Genomic DNA, 21,508 nt, shown 5'->3' on the forward strand with positions numbered 1-21,508 from the left:
TGTTACTCTTTGCCTTTCATTTGTTCTGCTGCTTGATGAATAACTTGTACGCTGTTAATAACAAAAGGAAAGCCAATATAGGGCAGTAATTGAATTGTTGACCAAATCAGTTCACTTTCACTGTTGCCGGCTTTCAGACTACCACGCGCATGTGCTTTAATCTGAAAGTCTACATTCATGGTAATTAATGCCAGCAGCTCATAACGTTCTCTGTCACGGACATCTAATTCTTGGCGTTTGTAAAAGTCATTGAAGAAGTGCTCTGTTAAAGCATGCGGAATAAAACTGCCGGCTTCATCAGGCAAGTCATGCAATAATGTTTTTATTTCAGTACCATAAAGCTTTTCCTGTACTTTTGCACCATAATTTGGATCTGATTCAATCTGTGGGGAGTTTAATACTATCTTTCGTTGACTAAAAACAATTTGCACTTGCTCTAAAGCTTGTTCAACTTTTAGTGTTCCGATCACAGGAGCTAATTGAAATAGCATTTCTAATAAAACTTCTGGTTTTATTTTAGCATCCAAAATTTTTGTCACTTGGTCGGGAATAGCAACTGATACTCCTTGCACCGTGCTGGCGATTAATGGTATTAATACCCGATCTTTTTGTAAATGCTTTGCGCAATTACGTTCTACATCCGCTACATAGTTTTCAATCAAGTCCTGAAATTGATTGGCAATACGTTTATTCATCAAAACCCTCTTTTTATCTAGTTTAGTAAATCATAAGCTCGTTTAAAGCAGTTGTATAATACTTTTTATTCATTAACTGTAATAAATTTTTTGCATAAAATTTTATTTTTTATAAATTGATTCCTGCAATAATTTTAAAAATAGTTCTGCAACGGGTGATAAATTAACACCGTGTTTCCAAACTACTTTGATAGCTTGATGCAGCTCTGGCTGTAATTTTCTGAATGTAATGCCAGAGCCTTTAGATGTATCAGCTAATTTATCTAGAGTAAGCATTAATGCGGCATGATTTTTAACCATCAAGGTACCGTTAAAATTTAAATTATAGCTGCCAATAAAATTGACTGAATCATAGTAATTTCCTAGCCAGTTTTGAAAAAGGTGCATTTTTTGCGCTTGCTGCGAATTTAGCAGTGTCCTGCCTTGTAAGTCTGCTGGCCTGATCACTGTCTTTTTTACCAAAAGGTCATCATTGGGCATTAAAATTCCCCAAGTATCTTTTTCAGGCAGTGTTAGAGAAGCATAATTTCCTAAAGGAACATCTCCGATAATAACTGCAAAATCAACTGTCCCATTATTTAATTTGCGCTCGGCATAACTATAGTCACCGCTTAATAAGTGAATTTTCACGGAGGGATGTTCCTTGATAATGTTGCTGATCACATTTATTACTCGTTGCATACCGATGCTTTCACCCGCAGCAATGGTCAAATCGCCACTGACAAAAGAATCTTTTTCGATATTTCTTTTAGTTTTGGCAGTTAATTCCAATATCTCTTGTGCCTGTTCTAATAAGTAATGTCCTGCTGGAGTTAACGCCAAGCGCCGTGACTTACGGCTAAATAATTTAACGCCAAGTTCGTCTTCCAGATCAGCGATTTGTCTTGATAACGCTGGTTGAGAGATAAGCAGCTTTTTGGCAGCACGAGTCATATTGCCTTCTTGGGCAACAGCTACAAAATAATTCAAAACTCTTAATTCCATGTTATCCTTCCTGTCTTTAACTAAAAGACTTTAATGCAAGTAAGTTATAACTGTTCATGTTTAATAAGTATTTTACATAATAATAGATGTGATTAAAATTTTAAGTGTTAGTAAAATAAGATGATTTTTATTTATACCAAAATTAGCGATCTAAGAATTTATATATAAAAAGCACCTATAATGTTATTATAGGCTACTTTTTAACGATATTAGGCTTAAAAACGAGTAAAATTGCTGCAATCAGCCTAATATATTTTTTTAGATAAGACTTAAACTTAGATCTAAGTTTAATTACCGGAAAGAAGAACAATAATGAAAATATCAGAAGTGGCTGAAAAAGTAGAATTAACCCCTGTAACACTCAGGTATTATGAAAAAATGGGTCTGATACCTGAAGTCAAAAAAGAGCACGGGGTTAGAAACTATGAGGAAAAAGATCTTACTTGGATTAGTTTTATTAAATGTATGCGTCAGGTAAAAATCCCAGTGAAAGATTTACTTGAATATATTGAATTATTGCATCAAGGCAGTGATACCAAGAAACCCAGACGGCAAATTTTAGTCAAGGAGTTGCATAGGTTAGAAAGACAAGATCAGAACATCCAAGCTACCATTGTTCGTTTAAAAAATAAGATTAGTTTGTACGACCAAGGCAAAATACAGTAAACTAGGTTGCTACTTACCATAAAAAATTGACTAATAAGCGATCAACTTGTGTATTTTCATGTAATTTACTGTGTTGAGCTTTAGATCCACGTATTTCTTTTTCCTGATATGAGCGAGCGCGTTTACCGACTAAGTAACGATAAGAACGAGCAGAGTTAACGGTAACGTCACCATCACTGCCAGACCCCATATCACCATAGATATTCAGGACGTCAGCATTTTGAGGAAATTTTTTTCTCAAATTTAAAAGTTCCCGATAGCCTACACTCATTTTTTGCGGTTTGCCAGCGCGATTTAAGACAGTTTTATTTGGTGCCCCTTGTTCTCCAATATAACCGTTATAATGGCCGGCAATTGAAACCTGTTTATTTAGGTGAGGCATGTGCGAATTAGTGGCATTATTGTGTAAGTAATATGCAATTTGTAGATTGCCCATCGAATGTCCTACTAAGTTAATTTGCTTAAAGTGATACCTTTTTTGCAGTGCAATGATCACGTCTTTAATATAATTGCTGCTTTTGTTCATGGCAGCAATTTGATTTTTTGTTCCAGCAAAAGTGCTCTTATTATTTTGGAGGTTGACTTCAACTATCGGGTTCTTGGCCCGTTTTTTTATTGTCCCTATTAAGGTGACTTTACCTGTAGAGCTAACGTCGGCACGAATAACAGAATTAGTAGCATGATGTTCTTGCGCATAAGCCACCATACTTTCTTCAGCGTGGTAACTGCTGCCCCAGCCATGTACAAAAAGTGTTGGCGTATCGATGCGAATGCTTGCACCATTTTCTTTTTGGTAATTATTTTTTAAAAAGTAAATTCCTAATAGCAGTATGACTATTATTAATGTACTAAAAAGAATGGCCTTACGTTTTCTAGTCATTATTAATCAGCTCCTAAAGAATCATTAGTTGCAATTATAAAATTTGCTGCACATCCGCCACAATTTGCTCAGTAGTTAAATGATTTTGCTGGTAAATTTCTTTAACTGGAGTTTGGTCAGTATAAACGCGGTTTTGACCGTAATTAAGTACTTTAACTTTGGTTTTACCAAGGTAGGATGCCACTTTTTGCCCAAAACCGCCATCTAGAGAGTTATCTTCAAGAGTAACAATTACTTGATGATTGGCTGCTAATTCGTCTAAGGCCTGTTTGTCCAAAATATTGGCAGAGAGTGGATTAACTAGGGTAGCTCCTAATTTAGTTGCCACGTCTTTACCTAATTGATAAAAATCTCCCAGCGCTAAAACTGCCACATCTTTACCTGGTTTAACTTGATACTTAATTTCTGAATAATCAGTCGCTACTGTTTGTTTGTCTGAGTCTGGCACATTAGCCGGCATTTTAATAGCAACTGGGTGGCATCTTTGTCTAATTGCCCACTTGATCATTGCTTTTTCTTCTTCTAGTGTAGTAGGAGCCAGATAAATCCAGTTAGGCAAGTTAGAAATCATTACTTGATCAAAGATTCCCAAGTGAGTTTTTGATTGATTAGAAATTCTCCCTCCCGCAACTAACATTACAACTGGCAGGTCATTGGCAGCTGTATCGTGAGAAAGTTGGTCAAAAGCACGCTGTAGGAAAGTAGAATTTTCCATTAAAACTGGAATGCCACCTTCTTTAGCAAAACCAGTGGCAAAAGCAACAGACTCTTGTTCAGCAATACCAACGTCAGTGTAATGATCTGGAAATTCGTTTTTAAAATCATCAAGGTCAAAGACACCCGGGATGGCGGCATCTATGGCCATTATATTCTTTCCTGCTTTAATCTCATTTTTAATCACATCAAGAGCAACTGAATTGGGAGTAGAACCCTGACTTTCTGGAGCAAGTGGCTGATCGTTTTCTAAATTAAACGGTGAGACCCAGTGGTGAGCTTCTTCATCAAGAACTGCGGGCTTATAGCCTTTGCCTTTAAGAGTATTAATGTGTAATAAAATTGGATGATCAATATCTTTGACCGCTTTAAAAGCGGCAATCATATCAGTAAGGTTGTTACCGTCTGCGACATAGCGGTAATCAAAGCCCATAGCTGTAAACGGATTTTCAGCAGTCTGGCCATTTGTGTCTCGTAATTTTTTCAGAGCAGTTACTAAGCCGCCAACATTTTCATCAATTGACCACTGATTATCATTAACTACGACTACCAAGTTATGCTTTTCAATTGCGGCATTGTTTAAACCTTCAAAGGCCAGTCCGCCAGTCATGGAACCATCACCAATTAAAGCCATAATGTTTTCATGGTTGCCCATTAAGTCTCGCGCTTTAGCCATTCCTGTTGCTAGAGCAATAGATGTTGAAGTGTGACCGATTGAGTAATAATCATAAGGACTTTCATCAGGGTTGGTATATGGAGTAATGTCTTCATAGTGGTCAGGATCAAGCCAAGCCTGAGCTCGTCCTGTTAACATTTTATGTGGGTATGTTTGGTGCGAAACGTCCCAAATAATTTTATCTTGTGGAGCATTAAAGACGTAATGATAGGCAATTGTAGCCTCCACAATCCCTAAATCGGGACCAAGGTGTCCGCCTTCAGCTGCATCTTTTTCTAAGATTAATGTTCTGATTTCCTGGGCTAATTTTTCCATTTCAGGGATGCTTAATTTTTTTAAATCCTTAGGCCCGGCAATTTGGTTTAGTAAAAAATCTTCATGTTTGTTCATTATCAAGTGCCTCCTGCACTAATTTATTCAATGTTTATTAATAATTATAAAATACTTTCCTGTAAGAGTGAGCTAGCAATTGGATAAATTGCTCTCACCTGCAACATAAATTTTATAATTATTAAAATTGTAGTACTTAAAGTTAAGGTTAAGTCAAATAGCAAACTAAAACTTTTTATTTAAAAAGAACTTGATACCATTTAAACTATAATTATTGAGTAAGTCGCAAAACACGAAAACTAGTTAAGGAATCAAAATGACAATCGGAGAACTACTAAAAGAATTTCGTATTAGAAATTTAAAAACGCAAAAAGAGTGGACAGCTGGAATTGTTAGTCCTTCTTATTATTCAAAAGTAGAAAAAGGGATTCACCGCATTACTGCAGAAGATTTGTTGGCAATTCTAACTGCTAATCAGATCAAGCTCAGGATAATGCGGCTAGTTTTATAGAAGATGAAGTAAACAGCGCGTATTATCAAAATGACATTCAGAAAATTAGACAAATCAGGCAGTATGTAGCAGATGGTGATTTCAAAGATCAAGAAAAAATGCTCTTGCTGATTGACTTTGAATTAGCTGATGCGGGAAATAAGGTGGCAGATTTAATTGAAGTTAAAAAGAATAAATTAAAAAGCTGGCTCTTTGATCAAAATGATTTTGACGAAAAAGCATTGCGGATCTATATTAATTTGATTCCTATTTATGATTTGAAAAGCAATTTGCTAATAGGTAAAAAGGTAGTTGAAAAATTAAAGAACGTTTCAAAGCCGCGCCAGCAAGAAGAACTATTAGGAGTGATTTGTAATCTCTTAATGATCTGCATTGAACAACAGGCTTATAATGAAGCGCGTTATTTTGTTAAAGCTGCTAAAAACGTTAAGACGAGGCCTGAATTGTTTTTCTTAAAAAATGTATTAGTATTGCTGGAAAATATGATCAGCTATCATTTTGAGCATAGGTCAGAATATTTATCTAAGTGCAAATGGGCTGTTAAAAATTTTACATTGCTGGGGATGCCGGAATATGGTGAACAAGCAAAAATATTTTTTAATGAAAACCTAAATAAATAAAAAACTTGCTTATTAAAGATAAGTTAGTGGTATGATTAAGTTGTCGAGAAAACGCTTTTATAAGGGAGATGTTGATGATGAAAATAGGTTTTATTGGCACTGGCGTAATGGGCAATGCAATTTGTCTTAATTTGTTAAAGGCCGGTCATCAGTTATGGGTCTATAACCGGACAAAAAGCAAGACGGATAATTTAGTTGCTCAAGGTGCTACTTGGTGTGAAAATCCTAAAGCTGTTGTTGAACATGCAGACACGATTTTTACAATTGTAGGTTTTCCGAAAGATGTTGAACAGGTTTACTTCGGAGATAACGGCATTTTGCAGGCTGATGTCAAAGGCAAAAACCTGGTTGATATGACAACCTCAAAACCAGCTTTAGCACAAAAAATATTTGCTGCAGGTGAAAAGCAGGGCGCTAAAGTATTGGATGCTCCAGTTTCTGGTGGTGACCTGGGCGCTAAAAATGGTACTTTAACCATCATGGTTGGGGGAGATGAATCTGCTTATCAAAACTTGGAACCTGTTTTTAAGGATTTTGGAAAGCAAGTTCACTATTTTGGACCAGCTGGTGCAGGTCAGAATACCAAAATGGCAAACCAAATTATGATTGCAGGTACGATGACTGGTATGACAGAAATGCTGGTTTATGCTAAAAAGGCAGGCCTTGATTTGGAAGCGGTCCTCAAAACCGTCGGTGCGGGTAGTGCTGCTAACTGGAGTTTAAGTAATTACGGTCCGAGAGTTTTAAAAGGGGACTATACCCCAGGATTTTTCAGTAAACATTTTTTGAAAGATTTACGCATTGCTTTGGAGACGGCTAAAGAAATGAAAATTGAATTGCCTGCCACTGAAGAAGCTAAAAGATTGTATGAGACTTTGGTTGATGAAAAGCATTTAGGCGACCTGGGTACACAGGGATTGATCAAACTGTGGTGGCAGTAAAGTATTAATTTTAAATAAACTAAAAACGGAGTAGTTTCTTAATTTGAAACCACTCCGCTTTTTTAATATGAGTAAGCTTATTTGATTTTACTTTTGACCTCTGGCACACCATCTAATACGTTGGCGTAGCGTGCTAAGATAAATAGATAATCTGATAGGCGATTGATATATTTTAAACAAGCAGGAGCAAGCTTTTGCTCCTCAGCGTTCAATTTTGACATCGAACGTTCTGCTCGTCTGGCAACTGTACGTGCATAATGTAAATGAGTTGCAGTAACCGAACCGCCAGGTAGAATGAAATGGGTTGTTTTAGGAATTTGTTTATTGAGGTCATCAATTTGTTTTTCCAGATTTTCTACTTTTTCTGTCGTAATTTCTTCATGCCTTTTGACAACAATGTCACTTTCAAGTTCATATAAGTCACGTTGCAAATCTTGTAAAGGATCATGCAATTTTTGACATTTGGCAGACAAATTGGCAATTACAACGCCTAGATATGAATCAAGTTCGTCAATATCACCAACGGCAACAATTTGCAGGTCATATTTAGGAACCATTTTGCCAGTAACCTGTTTTGTGAAGCCTTGGTCGCCCACCTTAGTATAGATTTTAATTGTCATAAAAGCCTCCGTTTGTAATGATCAAGTGCAATGTTCAGTGGCTTGTATAAAATGGGATAAAATACTAAATCACCGACTGCATGATAAGTATCAAATACCAGACTTCCGGCCCAGTATGCTAAAAAGGCATTAAAACCACCGAAAATAGACATACCGAAGTCAACGAAGCAGCCGTATTCCCAGCCAAGAAAAGCAGCTAGAAATAGTTGCAAAGTAAAGTGCTTCTTAAGCGGCGTAAATTTACCTAACAAAGCGACGGTTAAAACGCAACCGCCATAAGCCAAAACTTGTGACACAGTCCAGATGCCAAAGCCTAAATAGATGTTGGAGACTACCATGGTCAAAAGGGCTAGGGCAAAGCCAAATCCAAAACCGATATTCAAAGTTACAATCATTAAGATATCGGTTACCGGCTGGACATTCGGCACAGGAATTATTTTAAAAATTCTCAGTGCTACACACATGGCCGTTAAAATGGCTAATAGTGCTAACTTTTTAGTTGAATTACGTACCATAGCAAACTTTAGAAGTTAGTTTTTGCTAAAGTAAATTTAACCTTGTCTTTGTTTGCCAATTTTTGAATTGCTGCGCCTTTTTGGGCGAACTTACCATTAATTCTGTAGGTCCAATAGATTTTTTTACTTGGTTTTTGGCTCTTGCCAGCAATAGAAGTAATAAAACCATTCGTACTCTTTACTTTCCAACATTTCTTTAAACCGCGCATTACTGTTGAGTGCTTAGGCAATTTAACAGTCTTCTTTTTGTAAGTCTTGTTGTGTACTTTCAGAGTATAAGTAACTTTAATCTTGCTGCTGGCATCAACCTGTTGGACGTTTTGGGTTGTTTCAAGACCTGCAAACGTAAAGGTAAAAATAGTGGCAATTCCGGTTAAAACAGATAATTTGCTTTTTTTCATATAAAAACTCCCAATCTATAAATTTTTTGTGCAAGCACTAAAATATTTCGTACTTAGTCGCTTGCACGGACTTTTTTATTTCATTTTTGCTAAAGTGAATTTTACTTTATCGTTACTTGCGACTTTTTGCTGGTTAGCACCTTTGGTAGCGTATTTTCCGTTAACGGTGTAAGTCCAGTATATTTTCTTTTTGGCATTTTGCTTTTTACCATCAATTGCAGTAATGAACCCTTTATTGCTGTCTACTTTCCAGGCCTTTTTTAGACCAGTCATAACAGTAGACTTTTTAGGAACTTTAACTGTCTTTTTTTCTGTATCTTTTTTCGTAGCTAAAACATAGCTAACAGAAATATTATTGTTTGCTTTAGGTTTTTGCTGGGTCTGATTGTTCTGACAACCGGATAAAGTAAAGGCAAAAATGGCTGCAACACTGGCAACAATTGGTAACTTGCTTTTTTTCATGATTAAAATTTCGCCTACTTAAATTATTTAAATGATTTATTTAACAGGACATGCACCGGATTCACAATCGGTTTGATCAACTAATTCCAAGTCTTTTTGATCATCATTTTGCTCAGCAAAAACTTGAGCGACATCGCCGGTAATCTGTGCTTTTCTTTCCTCGTATTTTTCTTTATCGATCGGCTCTTTTGGTGCTTGTTTGAGTGACCCGCCATAGTATGGCAACAGTGAAGTTGACTTAATTACATGACGGTATTGTTTAAAGAGTGAAGTGATCTTGTCGCCTTCGTCGCTTTGGAAAGTAACGGTACAGCTGACTGCATTATCTGACCAGTAAGTTTGCAGGAATGCTTGCGTTGCAAACTGTTCTTCAATTGAAACTGTGCCAGCTGAAGCGAAGTTTTTACTATCAGCGTGAGCAGCACGTAATGGAAATTCAACACAAGTCGTGTTTGGTGAGTATATATCTGGTTCTGAATAGTAACCGCAAGCGTCAAGTGCTTTGAGCAGCGGATCAGAAGCTTGGAATCTGATTCTTTGAATGAGGTAACCGGCATAGTGGAAGTGCATTCCCTCAGAAGCTCCAGCCAGTTTGGCAACAGTACCTGAAGGCTTAACAGTTGTGTGCTTGATTGATTCATTACAATTCAAAGTCTTACTGTATTCTTTATCAGCATCGATGACGGCTTGGTAAGCTTCAGTAACCATTTTAATTCCTTGAGGATCGTAAATTGGCTTCTTGATTTTTGCGCCAGTTTCTTCATCAATACTGTCTTCAAAGCCGGTAACAACGCGGTGACCCAAATCGTTTAACAGCCAGTCTTGGATACCTGACATGGAAACACCAATTCTCCGGTTCTTATAAATGATGTTGCGAGAAATTTCCCAGTCATAGTCACTGAAGGTTACCCGCTTAGCGAAACGAGTTGCTAATCTGAAAACGTCTTTCAGATCCCAATTTTCTTGTTCTGCAATATATGGAAATACTTCAAACAGGTTGCATGGTTCACCATTACCCAAGGAAATTTCTCCGCAAGGGTTAGTACCTTCAACGTCACCATCAATATCTTTTTGATAGCCGTCAATAATCCGGCCATAATTACGAGATAAGTCAAGGTTAACTATTCCGGGTTCACCGTTTTCTCTAATACCATTAGCTATTGGTTCGTATTCATTAAAGTTAGAGTCAATAGCTACACTGTTATTTGAGGCCCAGCGGTGGTGGTAGAGTTTATCTTTATCTTGTTTCATCGTGATAAAGTCTTGGTCAGTATTCGTACCTAAAGCGAGCTCTGCTGACCTTCTGACATTGCCGGCAACAACAGTTTTACCAATCAAATTGCAGATATCAGTACAATCAACAGAGGTTAAGTTGCTGTTAACACGGTTGTTAATGATGTTGTTAATATCAAAAAGCATTTCCACCAATGGCATTGGTCCAGAAGCAGTGCCGCCAAAACCGTGAATTTTAGCTCCGTAAGGACGAATTCTGCTGATATCGAGTACCAGTTTGGTCTTATTTTCAGAATTGGTTTGATTAAAGTGCATATCAATTAGACGAGCGTTTGCTAAAATCCAGCCCTCGCGGGTATCAGGCAAGTTGTAATAAATATAATCTGACTTATCTTCATTTTGCTTAGCCCATTCAGCTTTGTCAGTCGCACCCAACTTAACTGAATCTGCGTATGAAGCACTCTTTTTGTCAATTACGACTGCCAAGTCGATTTTATTATCAACTGCAGGAATCTTTTTAATATTGTCTTGCACAACAGAAAAGCCAACGCCGCCGCCTTTCATTAATTGGTCAAAAAGAAATGAAAAGGGCATTGAAACGGCTTCTTGTTCTTGGCCTAAATAATCTGGCACTATATGACTGTCACCATATTTTTGCGGCCGAATAGCTATGAACCAGCAATTATTCAGAGAGTCACCATTGCGCTTTTGGTAGTCTGTACCAGAAACCCACAGGTTTCTTCCAGAAGGTGTTGCACCTAAACCGTAAACCAGTTTAAATAAATCCTTAGCTTCGTTTGTTAATTCGTTGACTACTTCTGTCGAAGGAGAATCTTTGAGACGGGGATCCAAATTAATGTTGCCCTCGATTACGCGTTTAACCGTTTCGTCCCAATTTTCAGAACGATTTTTTTCAGGAAGCCATCTGGCATAGGTCCTTTTATAAGTAACCCAGCCAAGCTCTCCCCAATGGGGAGTGACATTTTGTTTCACTTGATCAATGTAACCCTGATCTAAGGTTATGCTTGTATTTTTCATGTTCAAAGTTACTCCTTAAAATTGATAAATTGTTCCACAGACACATCATCTATGGCTACAATTAGAACTATACCACAATATCTTGTATTTTCTAGAGCAAAGTTTACTCTTAAACACAAGTGAAAAGCATTAAATGATGTGCGAGTAAGTTATAGAGGGTAATAAAAAAACATATAGAATTCAGAGCAACAAAAAAGCACAATAAGTTGAATCTAGTACTTATTATGCTTGAATATATCTTTATTTTTTTAAAGTAAAACTAATGCCTAACTGCTGCGAAAAAAAGGAAGATTAAACCTAGAAAAATGATTGCAGGAATAAATAGATGAATTAAGAAAAAGAAAGCAAGAGCACAAGCTAAAAGGAAAAACAGGATTTTGACAATCCCAATTCCCATTTTGACTAAAAGCCAAATGAGAAACAAAATCAATAATAATGTAAACATGCCCAATCACCCCTTTTGCTTAAATTAAAGGATATTATATCTTATTTTGTGAAATAGCAGTAGCAATGTAAGCAAAATTTAAAAATAGTTAATTATGTCCTTTATCAGTGAAATATTGTTATAATGAATCTCCACACTAATTTTAGTGAATACGCATTATATTCTTAGGAATATTTGGAGAGGAAGAAATTGCTTGCGTTATAAACAAATAATTTTTGATGTTGATGATACTTTGATTGACTTTGCTGCTACAGAAAGTTTTGCTTTGCATAGTCTCTTTAAAGCACATCATTGGCAGTTAACTGATGAGATGCAACGTGATTACCATGCATATAATCAAGGACTGTGGCGTAAGCTGGAACAAGGCAAGATCAATTATGATCAGCTCAGTGAGATGGCTTTTACTAATTTTATTAAAGAAAATTTGGGTATTGCAGTTGATGGCTTAGAAATAATGAATGAATATCGTTCGTATTTTGGCAAGGCTCATAAATTGTTGCCCGGTGTTGTGGATACTTTGCGTTATGCCCGTAAACAAAATTATTGCTTAACGGTTTTAAGCAATGGTGAGACCTTTATGCAGAGGCATCGATTGGAATTAGCGGGAATTAAGGACTATTTTTCCTTAATTGTAACATCGCAAGAAGCTGGTTTTTCTAAACCTGATACCCGGATTTTTGATTACTTTTTTGCTCACACCAATATTGGTCCTGAAGATACAGTCTTTTTTGGTGACGGACTGCAGTCAGACATATTAGGAGCAGAAAAGTATGGTTTTGACAGCATTTGGTATAACCACCGCAGGCGCAAGAATAAGATGAATCTGCATCCGCTGTATGAAGTAACTACTTATCCGCAATTTGTAACTTTACTCAAAAGCGACTTTCAAAAACAGCTGCAGTAATTACTATCTTTTTCTGTAGAATATAGTTCAGTTCGGTATAATATTGGTGAGAGGTGAAAAATTATGACTAGTAAAATTCAATCTTTACATGACACTTATGAATTAAATAATGGCGTCAAAATACCAGTTATCGGACTGGGAACTTGGCAAACTCCTGATGGTGAAGTTGCTCAAAAAACCGTCGAGGATGCGCTAAGTCTTGGCTATCGCTTAATCGATACGGCTGCTGCTTACGGCAATGAGGAAAGTATTGGTCGGGGCATTAAACTAAGTGGGGTCAATAGGAGTGACTTATTTGTAACGACTAAGTTATGGAATGATCATCACGGTTACCAGAAAACTAAAGCTGCAATTGATGAAAGTTTAACTAAACTGGATTTAGATTATCTTGATTTGTACTTAATCCATTGGCCTAATCCGGCTCCGGTGCGTGATCACTGGGCTGAATTGAATGCGGAAAGTTGGCAGGCAATGGAAGAGGCAGTTCAAGCGGGAAAGATTCGTGCAATTGGCGTCTCCAACTTTAGACGTAAACACTTAGATGAACTTCTGAAAACTGCTAAGATTCGTCCTGCCGTTAATCAAATTTATCTTAACCCTAGTGATATGGAAGAAGACGTGACGGCTTATAATAAAGAACTTGGTATTCTGAGCGAAGCATATTCACCACTGGGCAGAGGTGGTTTGTTTGCTAATGACACGGTAGTTTCTATTGCGCAGAATTATGATAAGAGTCCGGCACAAGTTTTATTACGCTGGTCATTGCAACATGGTTTCGTTCCACTACCAAAATCAGTTCATCGCGAGCGACTAGAAGCTAATTTGCAGGTCTTTAACTTTACTATTACTGAGGCTGATATGGCAAAACTCGATGGTTTGCATGGGGCAGCCCAAGTAGCAAATGATCCAGATCAAACAGATTTTTAAAAGGTGATTGCTGATGAAAATTGGATTTATTGGAGCTGGTAAGATTGGCTCTGCGATTATTAAGGGCTTGTTAAATGCTCAAAATCCCAGTGAGGACATTTATGTCTTTAATGGTGGACGCCATCACACTGCTCAAAAAATGGCAGCTGAACTTCACTTAAGTTTGATTAATAATTATGAGGACTTTAATGCTTGTCAAGCAGTTATAGTAGCAGTAGGTAGTTCTGCCACTGAAACAATCATCAAAAATTTAGGTCAAAAATATCACGGCATTATTCTGTCAACTGGTGGTGGCGATCTGACTCAAATTAATCAAAAGTTGCCAGCAGAAACTTCTTTTGGCAAAATTGTGCCCAATACACCGGTGCAAATCGGTACCGGTATCACAGTTATCAGTTTTGTACCTGATGAAAAGCCGGCAGTAATCACTACTGTCAAAAATATTTTTACCCAAATGGGAACTGTTTACGTTGTACCTGAAAATTTGTTGGGCATATATGGTACTGTAGCTGGTTGCACACCTGCCTATGTTGATTTAATGGTTGAAGCTCTAAGTGATGCCGCAGTACAGAATGGAGTTAACCGAGCCGAATCATACGAAATCATTAACCAGATGCTTTTAGGCACAAGTAAGTTAGCACTCGCTAGTAAAAAATTGCCCGAGGAGCTAAAAGATGAAGTTACAACACCGGGCGGTTCGACAATTAGAGGCGTAACAAAACTTGAAGAAGAAGGGTTTAGGAACGCGCTGATTCAGGCGGTAAACGCTTCTGCTAATTAAAATAATCAATTAAAAAGACACCAGATAATTTTATCTGATGTCTTTTTTGACAATAAAGTGTATTTAAGAAGGGAAATAAGTTAAGAGACTAAAACTCTTTGTCTAAATCAACTGGAGTATCAGCTTTTTCACCCTTAATTAGCTTCAAGTTGTTGTCGAAAGCCTTGATAACCATGTTACGTACAGCATGAGTAGTGTAAAAGGCTGTATGTGGAGTTACCAAAACATTTGGCCGTGCAATCAAGTCAGCTAAACGTTTGTCAGGAAAGTCCTTACCACTGAAGTCACTGTTGAAAATACCAACTTCATTTTCGTAAGTATCCATTACGAAGCCAAAAACTTTACCTGAGTCAAGACCGCGAACAATTGCATCCGTATCAACTAATGGTCCACGGGAAACGTTGACAATAACAACGCCATCCTTCATCTTCTTGATTGAATCATCGTTAATCATGTGAACATTTTCTGGAGTATCAGGAACGTGAAGTGAAATAACGTCAGACTTAGCGTAAAGTTCATCTAAGTCATCAACGTAGTATCCCTTCTTTTCTAATTCTGGGTTCTTGAAGATATCGTAGGCAATAACCTTAGCGCCAAAGCCTTCCATAATTCTCATGAATACTTGACCAATATGACCAGTACCTACAACACCAACAGTTTGGTCACGTACTTCGCGACCAATTGTAGGTGCCCAGCGCAGATCATGCTTAGCAACTTTTTCGTCCATAACCTTGTCTTGGCGCAAAACTCTGGCAGCTTGGATAGCAGCGTGTTCAGCGATGGCATCTGGTGAATATACCGGCACATTAGTAATCTTAAAACCAAGTTCTTTAGCTTTCTTTAGGTCAATATTGTCAATACCAACGTTACGGATTGACCAGTTGTGAATACCTAATTTATCTAAAGCTTCAATAGTATCAGCCTTGTAATCTAGTTGCTGGTAAGTTACGACACCATCGGCACCTTTAGCTAATTCAGCTGTTTCAGGGGTGAGAAGTTGATCAGTAAAATCAACATCAACATCCTTGTGAGCTTCCTTCCATTCATGTACATATGGTTCTTCATCTTTACGAATGGCATAAGCATAAATTTTAGTCATAAAATCTAACCTCCAAAGATTATTATTGTTGTCTCTTGTGCTATTATACACTTGCTTAATCGGATTGAAAAATATAAAAATGTGAAAAAATTATTTTTTAAAAAATACTGCTATATCGGTAATCGCTTACATTTATGCTGCAAAAGGGATTATAGCAAAACAAAAAAATTACAAATATTTTTTGCTAAGGTAGTGAAAAATATAACAGCAAATTTAATGGCATTACGTGCAAGTTGGTAAAAAATAATACTGATAAAAATCATAGAAATTTTGAGTCCCTGTGAAAAAACTATATAATGAAAGAAATGATTAATAAGGAGAAGAAAATGATCTTAATTTCGTGGAATATTGATTCACTTAATGCAGCTTTAACAGGAACTTCCTCACGTGCCGTGGCAACACGCCAGGTTTTAGAAAAAATACATGCTCAAAATGCCGATATTGTCGCAATTCAAGAAACAAAATTGCGCTCAACTGGACCTACCAAAAAACACTTGGAAATATTAACCAAGGAATTTCCAGAATATGATATAGTATGGCGCTCATCAGAAGAACCAGCTCGTAAAGGATATGCCGGTACTATGTTTTTATACAAAAAAGAACTTAAGCCTAAAGTAACTTATCCTGTGATTGGTGCACCAGAGCCAATGGATCATGAAGGCAGAATTATTACTTTGGAGTTTCCTGAGTATTTTGTGACCCAAGTTTATACGCCAAATTCAGGTAATGGTCTAAAGCGCTTGAGTGAACGACAAGTATGGGATGAAAAATATATTGCCTATTTGCAAAAGTTGGATCAGGAAAAACCGGTATTAGCTAGTGGAGATTATAATTGTGCTCATCATGAAATTGATCTAAAACATCCGGATACTAACCATCATTCTGCTGGTTTTACAGATGAAGAGCGAGCAGATTTTACTAAAATGCTTAAGGCCGGTTTCACAGATACCTTTAGAAAGCTTAATGGCAACGTTGAAGGAGTTTACTCGTGGTGGGCTCAACGTGTCAGAACTGCTAAGGCTAATAATTCAGGCTGGAGAATTGATTATTGGCTGACGAGCAATAGAATTGCTGATAAGGTCAAGCGCTCTGAAATGATGGATACTGGAGAGCGTGCCGATCACTGCCCAATTTTATTGGAAATAGATTTATAAATAGTAGTAAAAAGAGATCCAAAGGGTTGGGTTTCTTTTTCTTTTGTGTAAAATAGCCTTGAGGTGATATTGAATGAATGAGCCTTTGCAGGATGCCATTCTTAACGGTTTGTATGATCCTATCTATCCAGGACATGAATTATTAGGACCAAAACTGCTGCAAAATAACAAACAGGAGAATATCTGGCTGACGCTGCGTCAAGAGCTTCTTAGCTGCCAAAGTTTTACCTGGGCAGTGGCCTTTATTACTCAGGATATGCTTGTTCCGTTTAAAGTAGTCATGGCTGATTTGGCTAAAAGAAATATTACGGGTACTTTAATTACAGGTGACTACTTAGGATTTAACAACCCTAAAGTTTTCCGTGAATTGTTAAAAATTCCCAATTTAAGCGTTAAAATCACCTCTAAAAACGGTTTTCATGCCAAAGGCTATCTTTTTGAACACGAAGATTGGCAGACTTTAGTTATCGGCAGCGCTAATTTTACCCGGGCAGCTTTGCTCAGCAACTGTGAGTGGGCTTTGAAGATTAGCTCAAAGAATAATGCTACATTAACTGTGCAGATTGCCCAGCAGTTACATGAATTAAAAAGAAACAGTATGCCCTTATCTGAAAGTTGGATAGCAGAATATGAACAAAATTGGGTAAAACCACAGTCGCAGTCAGGGGCTCAGTTAAATGAAAAAGCTAAAATTGTACCTAATGAAATGCAAAAAGAAGCTTTGCATGAGTTAAAAGGACTAATTGATAGCGGACAAAAACGCGGTCTGGTAGTTTCAGCAACAGGAACAGGCAAAACGTATTTGGGAGCATTTGCAGTTAAAGACTTTAAGCCTCATAAATTTCTTTATGTTGTCCACCGCGAGCAAATTGCCAAAAAGGCTTTAAAAAGTTTTTACCAAGTGATTGGTGGCCAGTCATCTGATTATGGGCTATTAACAGGACATAAGCATCAGATTGACTGCAAATATGTTTTTGCTACAGTGCAAACTTTAAGCCAGACAGATATACTTGACAGCTTGGAGGCAACAACTTTCGATTACATTTTGATTGATGAGGCTCATCGGGCGGCTGCGCCAAGTTATCAGCGTATTTTTGCCAAGTTTAAGCCACAATTTTGGCTGGGGATGACTGCTACGCCGGAAAGAATGGATGATCAGGATGTTTACCGCTTATTTGATTATAATTTAGCCTATGAGATCCGTTTGCGTGAAGCACTGGAAGAAAAGATGCTTGCACCTTTTCATTATGTCGGCGTTGAGGACTATGAAGTAGATGGTGCAACGATTGACGAAACTACTAACTTGCGCAGACTGCTTGCACCAGAGCGTGTTGATTATGTTTTAAAACAGTTGGACTATTATGGCTACTGTGGTTCACAAGCCAAAGGGTTGGTTTTTTGCAGTCGCCAAGAAGAAGCGCGTAAATTAGCGCAGGCTTTTTCAGAACGTAAGCATCCAGCAATTGCTTTAACTAATGAAGATAGTGAAAAAAGAAGACTGCAAGTTGTCAACCAGCTGGAACAGGGTAAAATTGATTACATTATTACCGTTGACCTGTTTAATGAAGGTATTGATATTCCAGCTTTAAATCAGATTATTATGTTGCGCAATACGCAGTCCAGCATTGTGTTTATCCAGCAGTTGGGACGCGGTTTGCGTAAATATCCTGGTAAAGATTATGTGACTGTCATTGACTTTATTGGTAACTACAAAAATAATTATTTAATTCCGATTGCTTTAAATCAAGATGATAGTCGTTCTCAAGATAAGGCTCGTGAGGAAAGCATGCTTCCCAGCTTTATTGATGTTTCAACAATTAACTTCAGTCAAATTGCTTCTGCCCAAATTTTGGCTTCACTTGATAAGATTAAATTGGACAGCATCAAAGAATTACGGGAGTCTTATCAAGAACTGGCGCAAAAAATAGGACGTCCGCCTCTGTTATTTGATTTTTACCGTTATGGTTCAACCTCACCTATGGTTTTTGCGAATAACCATAGTCTTAAACATTATGGCGACTTCTTGATTAAAATGGGTGAACCTGTGAAGCTAAGTGATTATGAAGATGGCGTTTTGTCTTTTGTTACCAAGGAATTATTAAATGGGAAAAGACCACATGAACTAATACTATTGCAGCTGCTTTTAAAAAAATACCAGGTTAGTCAAGAAGAATTTGAGGAAGTCTTGCATGATTATGGTGCTTACGTTAATGAAAAGGTGCTGACTTCAGTAGAAGATATTCTTTCTTTGAACTTTTTTGACATCAAACAAGGCAAGACAACGAAAAAAGACCAGTATGGCGGTCAACCTCTTATAGTCAAAATTGATTTGTTTGACTATTCATTAGCACCAATATTGGCACAATCTCTTACCCAAAATGAAACTTTTAGGAAATTATTTAGAGATGTGATTAAAACGGGTTTGGCACTTAATCAAGACTATGACAATCACAAACAATTTACCCTCTACCAGCAATACGATCGTAAAGATGTTTGTCGGTTGTTAAACTGGCCTAAAGATGTTTCCGCACCTATGTATGGCTATCGTGTAGACGAAAACGAAACGCCTATTTTTATCACTTATCAAAAAGATTCGTCTAAAAAGCGCAATGCTTTGTACCATAATACGCTAGAAGACGGTCGCTGTTTGCGCTGGTATACGAGATCGCCCCGTCATCTAGAATCAGATGAGGTTCAGAGACTGCTTAATACTCCTCAAATGAAATTGTTGCTTTTTGTTAAGAAGAGTGATGCGATTGGCAAACAGTTTTACTATTTGGGACAGGTAGATATTCAAAAGGATACGGTTAAAGAAGAATTGCTGGGGCCAAAGAAAAAAGCAGCGGTAGGGATGAATTTGCTGCTGGAAAAGCCATTGAGTACAAAAATGTATGAGTTATTATTTGATGAATAAGGAAAAGTCTAAGAATTGAATTTCTTAGACTTTTTGTGTTCGCTATGGCGTTTCAAGGATTAGCTATCGTAGATTTTTTGCTTAGTAAAGTAGGCAAAAAACATAAAATTTAAATAAGTGTTCATAAAAAGGAGGCAACAAAATGGCAGAACGTAATCTTAAAAATACAGATCAAAATAAAGCCATTCATGCTATTCACCAAGAGCATTAAATTAATCAAGTTGTTTTACCAATTGTGGCTCTTTATGTAGTTTTTTTAATGTGGACAGTACTAACTGATTTTAATTTGTTTCTTAAAACTGTTACAGTTGCACTTGTTATTACACTTGTCTATTTTGTTATCTCCGATACTTTGTATTTGCGTGACAAAATGAAGAAGAAACGTAAAAGATAGTTTTTGATATTCAATGTTAAAAGTATAAAAAAGGGCTAATAAATTACATTGACAAATGCTGATTTATTAGCTCTTTTGATATATAAATAGGAAATCACTTTAACTAATTTTTTGATAAAAATTTAGCGTTCTACAAAAGTATTAGGCTTGATACGCTTCAGGATTTCATATCCCACATCTTTTTGATCGTTTTCATTATCGTTAGTTTGATTTAAAAACATAACAATTCCGTTTTGATTATCGGCAGTTAATTGCACCCAGGTGCCAAAATGTTGTCCCTTAAAACTGCCATAGGCGTTCCTAATATTATCATTATTGTATAAATACATTCCTCCTGAATAATTAACTACTTTGCTTTTTAGATGGGTTAAATAATAGAAATCGTCTTTATTTAAGATTGAACCGTCTGTTAAGCCTACCTGAATTTTGTAATATTCTGCAGGAGTAGAAAACAAGTTACCAGCGCCAGGAATTTGTGAAACTAAGCTTTTCTTGAGATAAGTCGCTTTTTGATAGTTCTTGCTTCCGTTTGAATAGTATGAAATTGGATCGGTCATTTTTTTAGGGATGTTTTGGTAAAGATAAGTATTTTTTAAATTTAGCTTATCAATAATGCGGGCTTGCAAGTTATCTTCGTAAGACTTGCCAGTAACTTGCCTAATGATACCGGTAAGTAAAATATAGTTACTATTATTGTAGTGATAATTACCTATTGTGTCAGATGCTGAGGCATTAATATTATTGACTACCCAGTTAATAGCATTGTTTTCTGAATAATTATAGCCTCTGTCTATTTCTGTTTTAGTAGCCATAATTCCTGAAGTATGGGTCAGCAGATTGCCTACGGTAATATTATCGGCATTCTTGAGGTTAGGATACCAGCGAGATATTTTGGTGTATTGAGTAAATTCGTCTTTGGTACCCTTGGTTTCATTAATTAGTTGAACTATCATCGCACCAGTAATTACTTTTTGTAGTGAAGCGGTGGGATAAACAATTTTGCTGCTGCCGTTACCAATTCTTTTGCCATACCAGGCATAACCGTAGCTGATTGTTTGTGGAACCCCGTTTTGTACTACTGTGACTATGCCACGAACATTATGCTTTTTAAAAGTATCTCTAACAAAATTGTACATTTCAGTCTGCTTATTATTAGTGGCAGTTGCTGCACTAACCTGACTGGTTGCAGTAACTAAAGGTGAGGCAGCAATAACTAGGGAAGCCACCATTGTAATAAATTTATGCTTCAAAATAATTCTTTTCTCCTTAAAATATAGTAGTATTATAAGACTTTAAAATTAATTTGGGGAATACGAAAAGATTAAATTTAGATAACGTTTGTAATTCGCCTGAAAACACTTTGTTTTATTATGACACTGAAAAGTAGTGCTTTTAACCATTTAAAACTTCACAAAAGAATACAAAAGGTAATGTGAATGAAATATTTGGAGAAAGAGGTTTTACTTTTTCTTAAAAGTGCTAGATAGTTAAGGCTTTTTGGCTTTAACAGAAAAAATGATAAAAAAGACTTGCAAAAGGCAAAAATAATTGCTAGTATTAATAACTGTCGTCGGGCAATGAGCCGCAAGGCAAGAGGCCCCTAA

Annotated in this window: 20 protein-coding genes; 9 read left to right on the plus strand and 11 right to left on the minus strand. The window is 36.8% G+C overall.

Annotated elements, in window-relative coordinates:
* Positions 1 to 2: 2 nt before the first annotated feature.
* Positions 3 to 695 carry a carboxymuconolactone decarboxylase family protein gene (locus tag H3T43_RS09025; protein ID WP_198214093.1) on the minus strand — a complete coding sequence of 231 codons (693 nt, stop codon included), beginning with the start codon at positions 693 to 695 and terminating at the stop codon, positions 3 to 5.
* Between the two features lie 102 nt (positions 696 to 797).
* Positions 798 to 1,679, minus strand: a complete 882-nt coding sequence (locus H3T43_RS09030; RefSeq protein WP_034978707.1) for a LysR family transcriptional regulator — start codon at positions 1,677 to 1,679, stop codon at positions 798 to 800.
* Positions 1,680 to 1,991: 312 nt separating this feature from the next.
* Here H3T43_RS09030 and H3T43_RS09035 point away from each other — a divergent pair, with 312 nt between their 5' ends.
* Entirely contained in the window at positions 1,992 to 2,345 is a 354-nt protein-coding gene (locus H3T43_RS09035) for a MerR family transcriptional regulator (protein WP_198214095.1), read from the plus strand.
* Between the two features lie 13 nt (positions 2,346 to 2,358).
* Here the strand turns inward: H3T43_RS09035 and H3T43_RS09040 are convergent, their stop codons facing one another.
* Entirely contained in the window at positions 2,359 to 3,225 is an 867-nt protein-coding gene (locus tag H3T43_RS09040) for an alpha/beta hydrolase (RefSeq protein WP_198214097.1), read from the minus strand.
* A gap of 34 nt (positions 3,226 to 3,259) precedes the next feature.
* Entirely contained in the window at positions 3,260 to 5,005 is a 1,746-nt protein-coding gene (locus H3T43_RS09045) for a 1-deoxy-D-xylulose-5-phosphate synthase (protein WP_198214099.1), read from the minus strand.
* Between the two features lie 256 nt (positions 5,006 to 5,261).
* Here H3T43_RS09045 and H3T43_RS09050 point away from each other — a divergent pair, with 256 nt between their 5' ends.
* From H3T43_RS09050 to H3T43_RS09060, 3 genes are all read left to right on the plus strand, one after another.
* The gene (locus H3T43_RS09050; protein WP_198214101.1) at positions 5,262 to 5,456 is read left to right on the plus strand and encodes a helix-turn-helix domain-containing protein; all 195 of its coding nucleotides are present in this window, start codon (positions 5,262 to 5,264) and stop codon (positions 5,454 to 5,456) included.
* Positions 5,453 to 6,076 (plus strand): hypothetical protein, encoded by a 624-nt coding sequence (locus tag H3T43_RS09055; protein ID WP_198214130.1) that lies wholly within the window; start codon positions 5,453 to 5,455, stop codon positions 6,074 to 6,076. Before H3T43_RS09050 ends, H3T43_RS09055 begins: the two co-directional genes overlap by 4 nt.
* A gap of 77 nt (positions 6,077 to 6,153) precedes the next feature.
* Entirely contained in the window at positions 6,154 to 7,017 is an 864-nt protein-coding gene (locus H3T43_RS09060) for an NAD(P)-dependent oxidoreductase (protein WP_198214131.1), read from the plus strand.
* A gap of 77 nt (positions 7,018 to 7,094) precedes the next feature.
* Here H3T43_RS09060 and H3T43_RS09065 read toward each other — a convergent pair whose 3' ends face one another.
* The 5 genes from H3T43_RS09065 to nrdJ form a co-directional block, all read right to left on the minus strand.
* On the minus strand, positions 7,095 to 7,637 hold the full coding sequence (locus H3T43_RS09065; protein WP_198214103.1) for a cob(I)yrinic acid a,c-diamide adenosyltransferase: 543 nt from the start codon (positions 7,635 to 7,637) through the stop codon (positions 7,095 to 7,097).
* Entirely contained in the window at positions 7,634 to 8,152 is a 519-nt protein-coding gene (locus tag H3T43_RS09070; RefSeq protein ID WP_198214106.1) for an ECF transporter S component, read from the minus strand. Before H3T43_RS09070 ends, H3T43_RS09065 begins: the two co-directional genes overlap by 4 nt.
* Before the next feature lie 8 nt (positions 8,153 to 8,160).
* Entirely contained in the window at positions 8,161 to 8,553 is a 393-nt protein-coding gene (locus H3T43_RS09075; protein WP_109585681.1) for a DUF4430 domain-containing protein, read from the minus strand.
* Between the two features lie 75 nt (positions 8,554 to 8,628).
* On the minus strand, positions 8,629 to 9,015 hold the full coding sequence (locus H3T43_RS09080; protein ID WP_198214108.1) for a DUF4430 domain-containing protein: 387 nt from the start codon (positions 9,013 to 9,015) through the stop codon (positions 8,629 to 8,631).
* A gap of 36 nt (positions 9,016 to 9,051) precedes the next feature.
* On the minus strand, positions 9,052 to 11,286 hold the full coding sequence (gene nrdJ, locus H3T43_RS09085) for a ribonucleoside-triphosphate reductase, adenosylcobalamin-dependent (protein ID WP_198214110.1): 2,235 nt from the start codon (positions 11,284 to 11,286) through the stop codon (positions 9,052 to 9,054).
* Positions 11,287 to 11,924: 638 nt separating this feature from the next.
* On the opposite strand from nrdJ, the gene H3T43_RS09090 reads away from it, so the two are divergent.
* From H3T43_RS09090 to proC, 3 genes are all read left to right on the plus strand, one after another.
* Positions 11,925 to 12,635 carry a YjjG family noncanonical pyrimidine nucleotidase gene (locus H3T43_RS09090; protein WP_198214112.1) on the plus strand — a complete coding sequence of 237 codons (711 nt, stop codon included), beginning with the start codon at positions 11,925 to 11,927 and terminating at the stop codon, positions 12,633 to 12,635.
* Positions 12,636 to 12,698: 63 nt separating this feature from the next.
* Complete coding sequence (locus H3T43_RS09095; RefSeq protein WP_198214114.1) at positions 12,699 to 13,562, plus strand: aldo/keto reductase; 864 nt, start codon at positions 12,699 to 12,701, stop codon at positions 13,560 to 13,562.
* 13 nt (positions 13,563 to 13,575) lie between these two features.
* Positions 13,576 to 14,343, plus strand: coding sequence for a pyrroline-5-carboxylate reductase (gene proC, locus H3T43_RS09100; protein ID WP_198214116.1), 768 nt, complete (start codon positions 13,576 to 13,578; stop codon positions 14,341 to 14,343).
* Between the two features lie 88 nt (positions 14,344 to 14,431).
* Here proC and H3T43_RS09105 read toward each other — a convergent pair whose 3' ends face one another.
* The gene (locus tag H3T43_RS09105) at positions 14,432 to 15,442 is read right to left on the minus strand and encodes a D-2-hydroxyacid dehydrogenase (protein WP_034978727.1); all 1,011 of its coding nucleotides are present in this window, start codon (positions 15,440 to 15,442) and stop codon (positions 14,432 to 14,434) included.
* Positions 15,443 to 15,768: 326 nt separating this feature from the next.
* Between H3T43_RS09105 and H3T43_RS09110 the strand changes: the two genes are divergently transcribed.
* Together H3T43_RS09110 and H3T43_RS09115 are read left to right on the plus strand one after the other, a co-directional pair.
* Positions 15,769 to 16,596, plus strand: a complete 828-nt coding sequence (locus H3T43_RS09110; protein WP_034978729.1) for an exodeoxyribonuclease III — start codon at positions 15,769 to 15,771, stop codon at positions 16,594 to 16,596.
* 73 nt (positions 16,597 to 16,669) lie between these two features.
* Positions 16,670 to 19,510, plus strand: coding sequence for a DUF3427 domain-containing protein (locus H3T43_RS09115; protein ID WP_198214128.1), 2,841 nt, complete (start codon positions 16,670 to 16,672; stop codon positions 19,508 to 19,510).
* 516 nt (positions 19,511 to 20,026) lie between these two features.
* Here the strand turns inward: H3T43_RS09115 and H3T43_RS09120 are convergent.
* Positions 20,027 to 21,133 (minus strand): serine hydrolase, encoded by a 1,107-nt coding sequence (locus H3T43_RS09120; RefSeq protein ID WP_232350327.1) that lies wholly within the window; start codon positions 21,131 to 21,133, stop codon positions 20,027 to 20,029.
* Positions 21,134 to 21,508 lie beyond the last annotated feature (375 nt).

It is taken from the genome of Lactobacillus sp. M0396, assembly GCF_016101625.1.
Lineage (GTDB): Bacteria > Bacillota > Bacilli > Lactobacillales > Lactobacillaceae > Lactobacillus > Lactobacillus huangpiensis.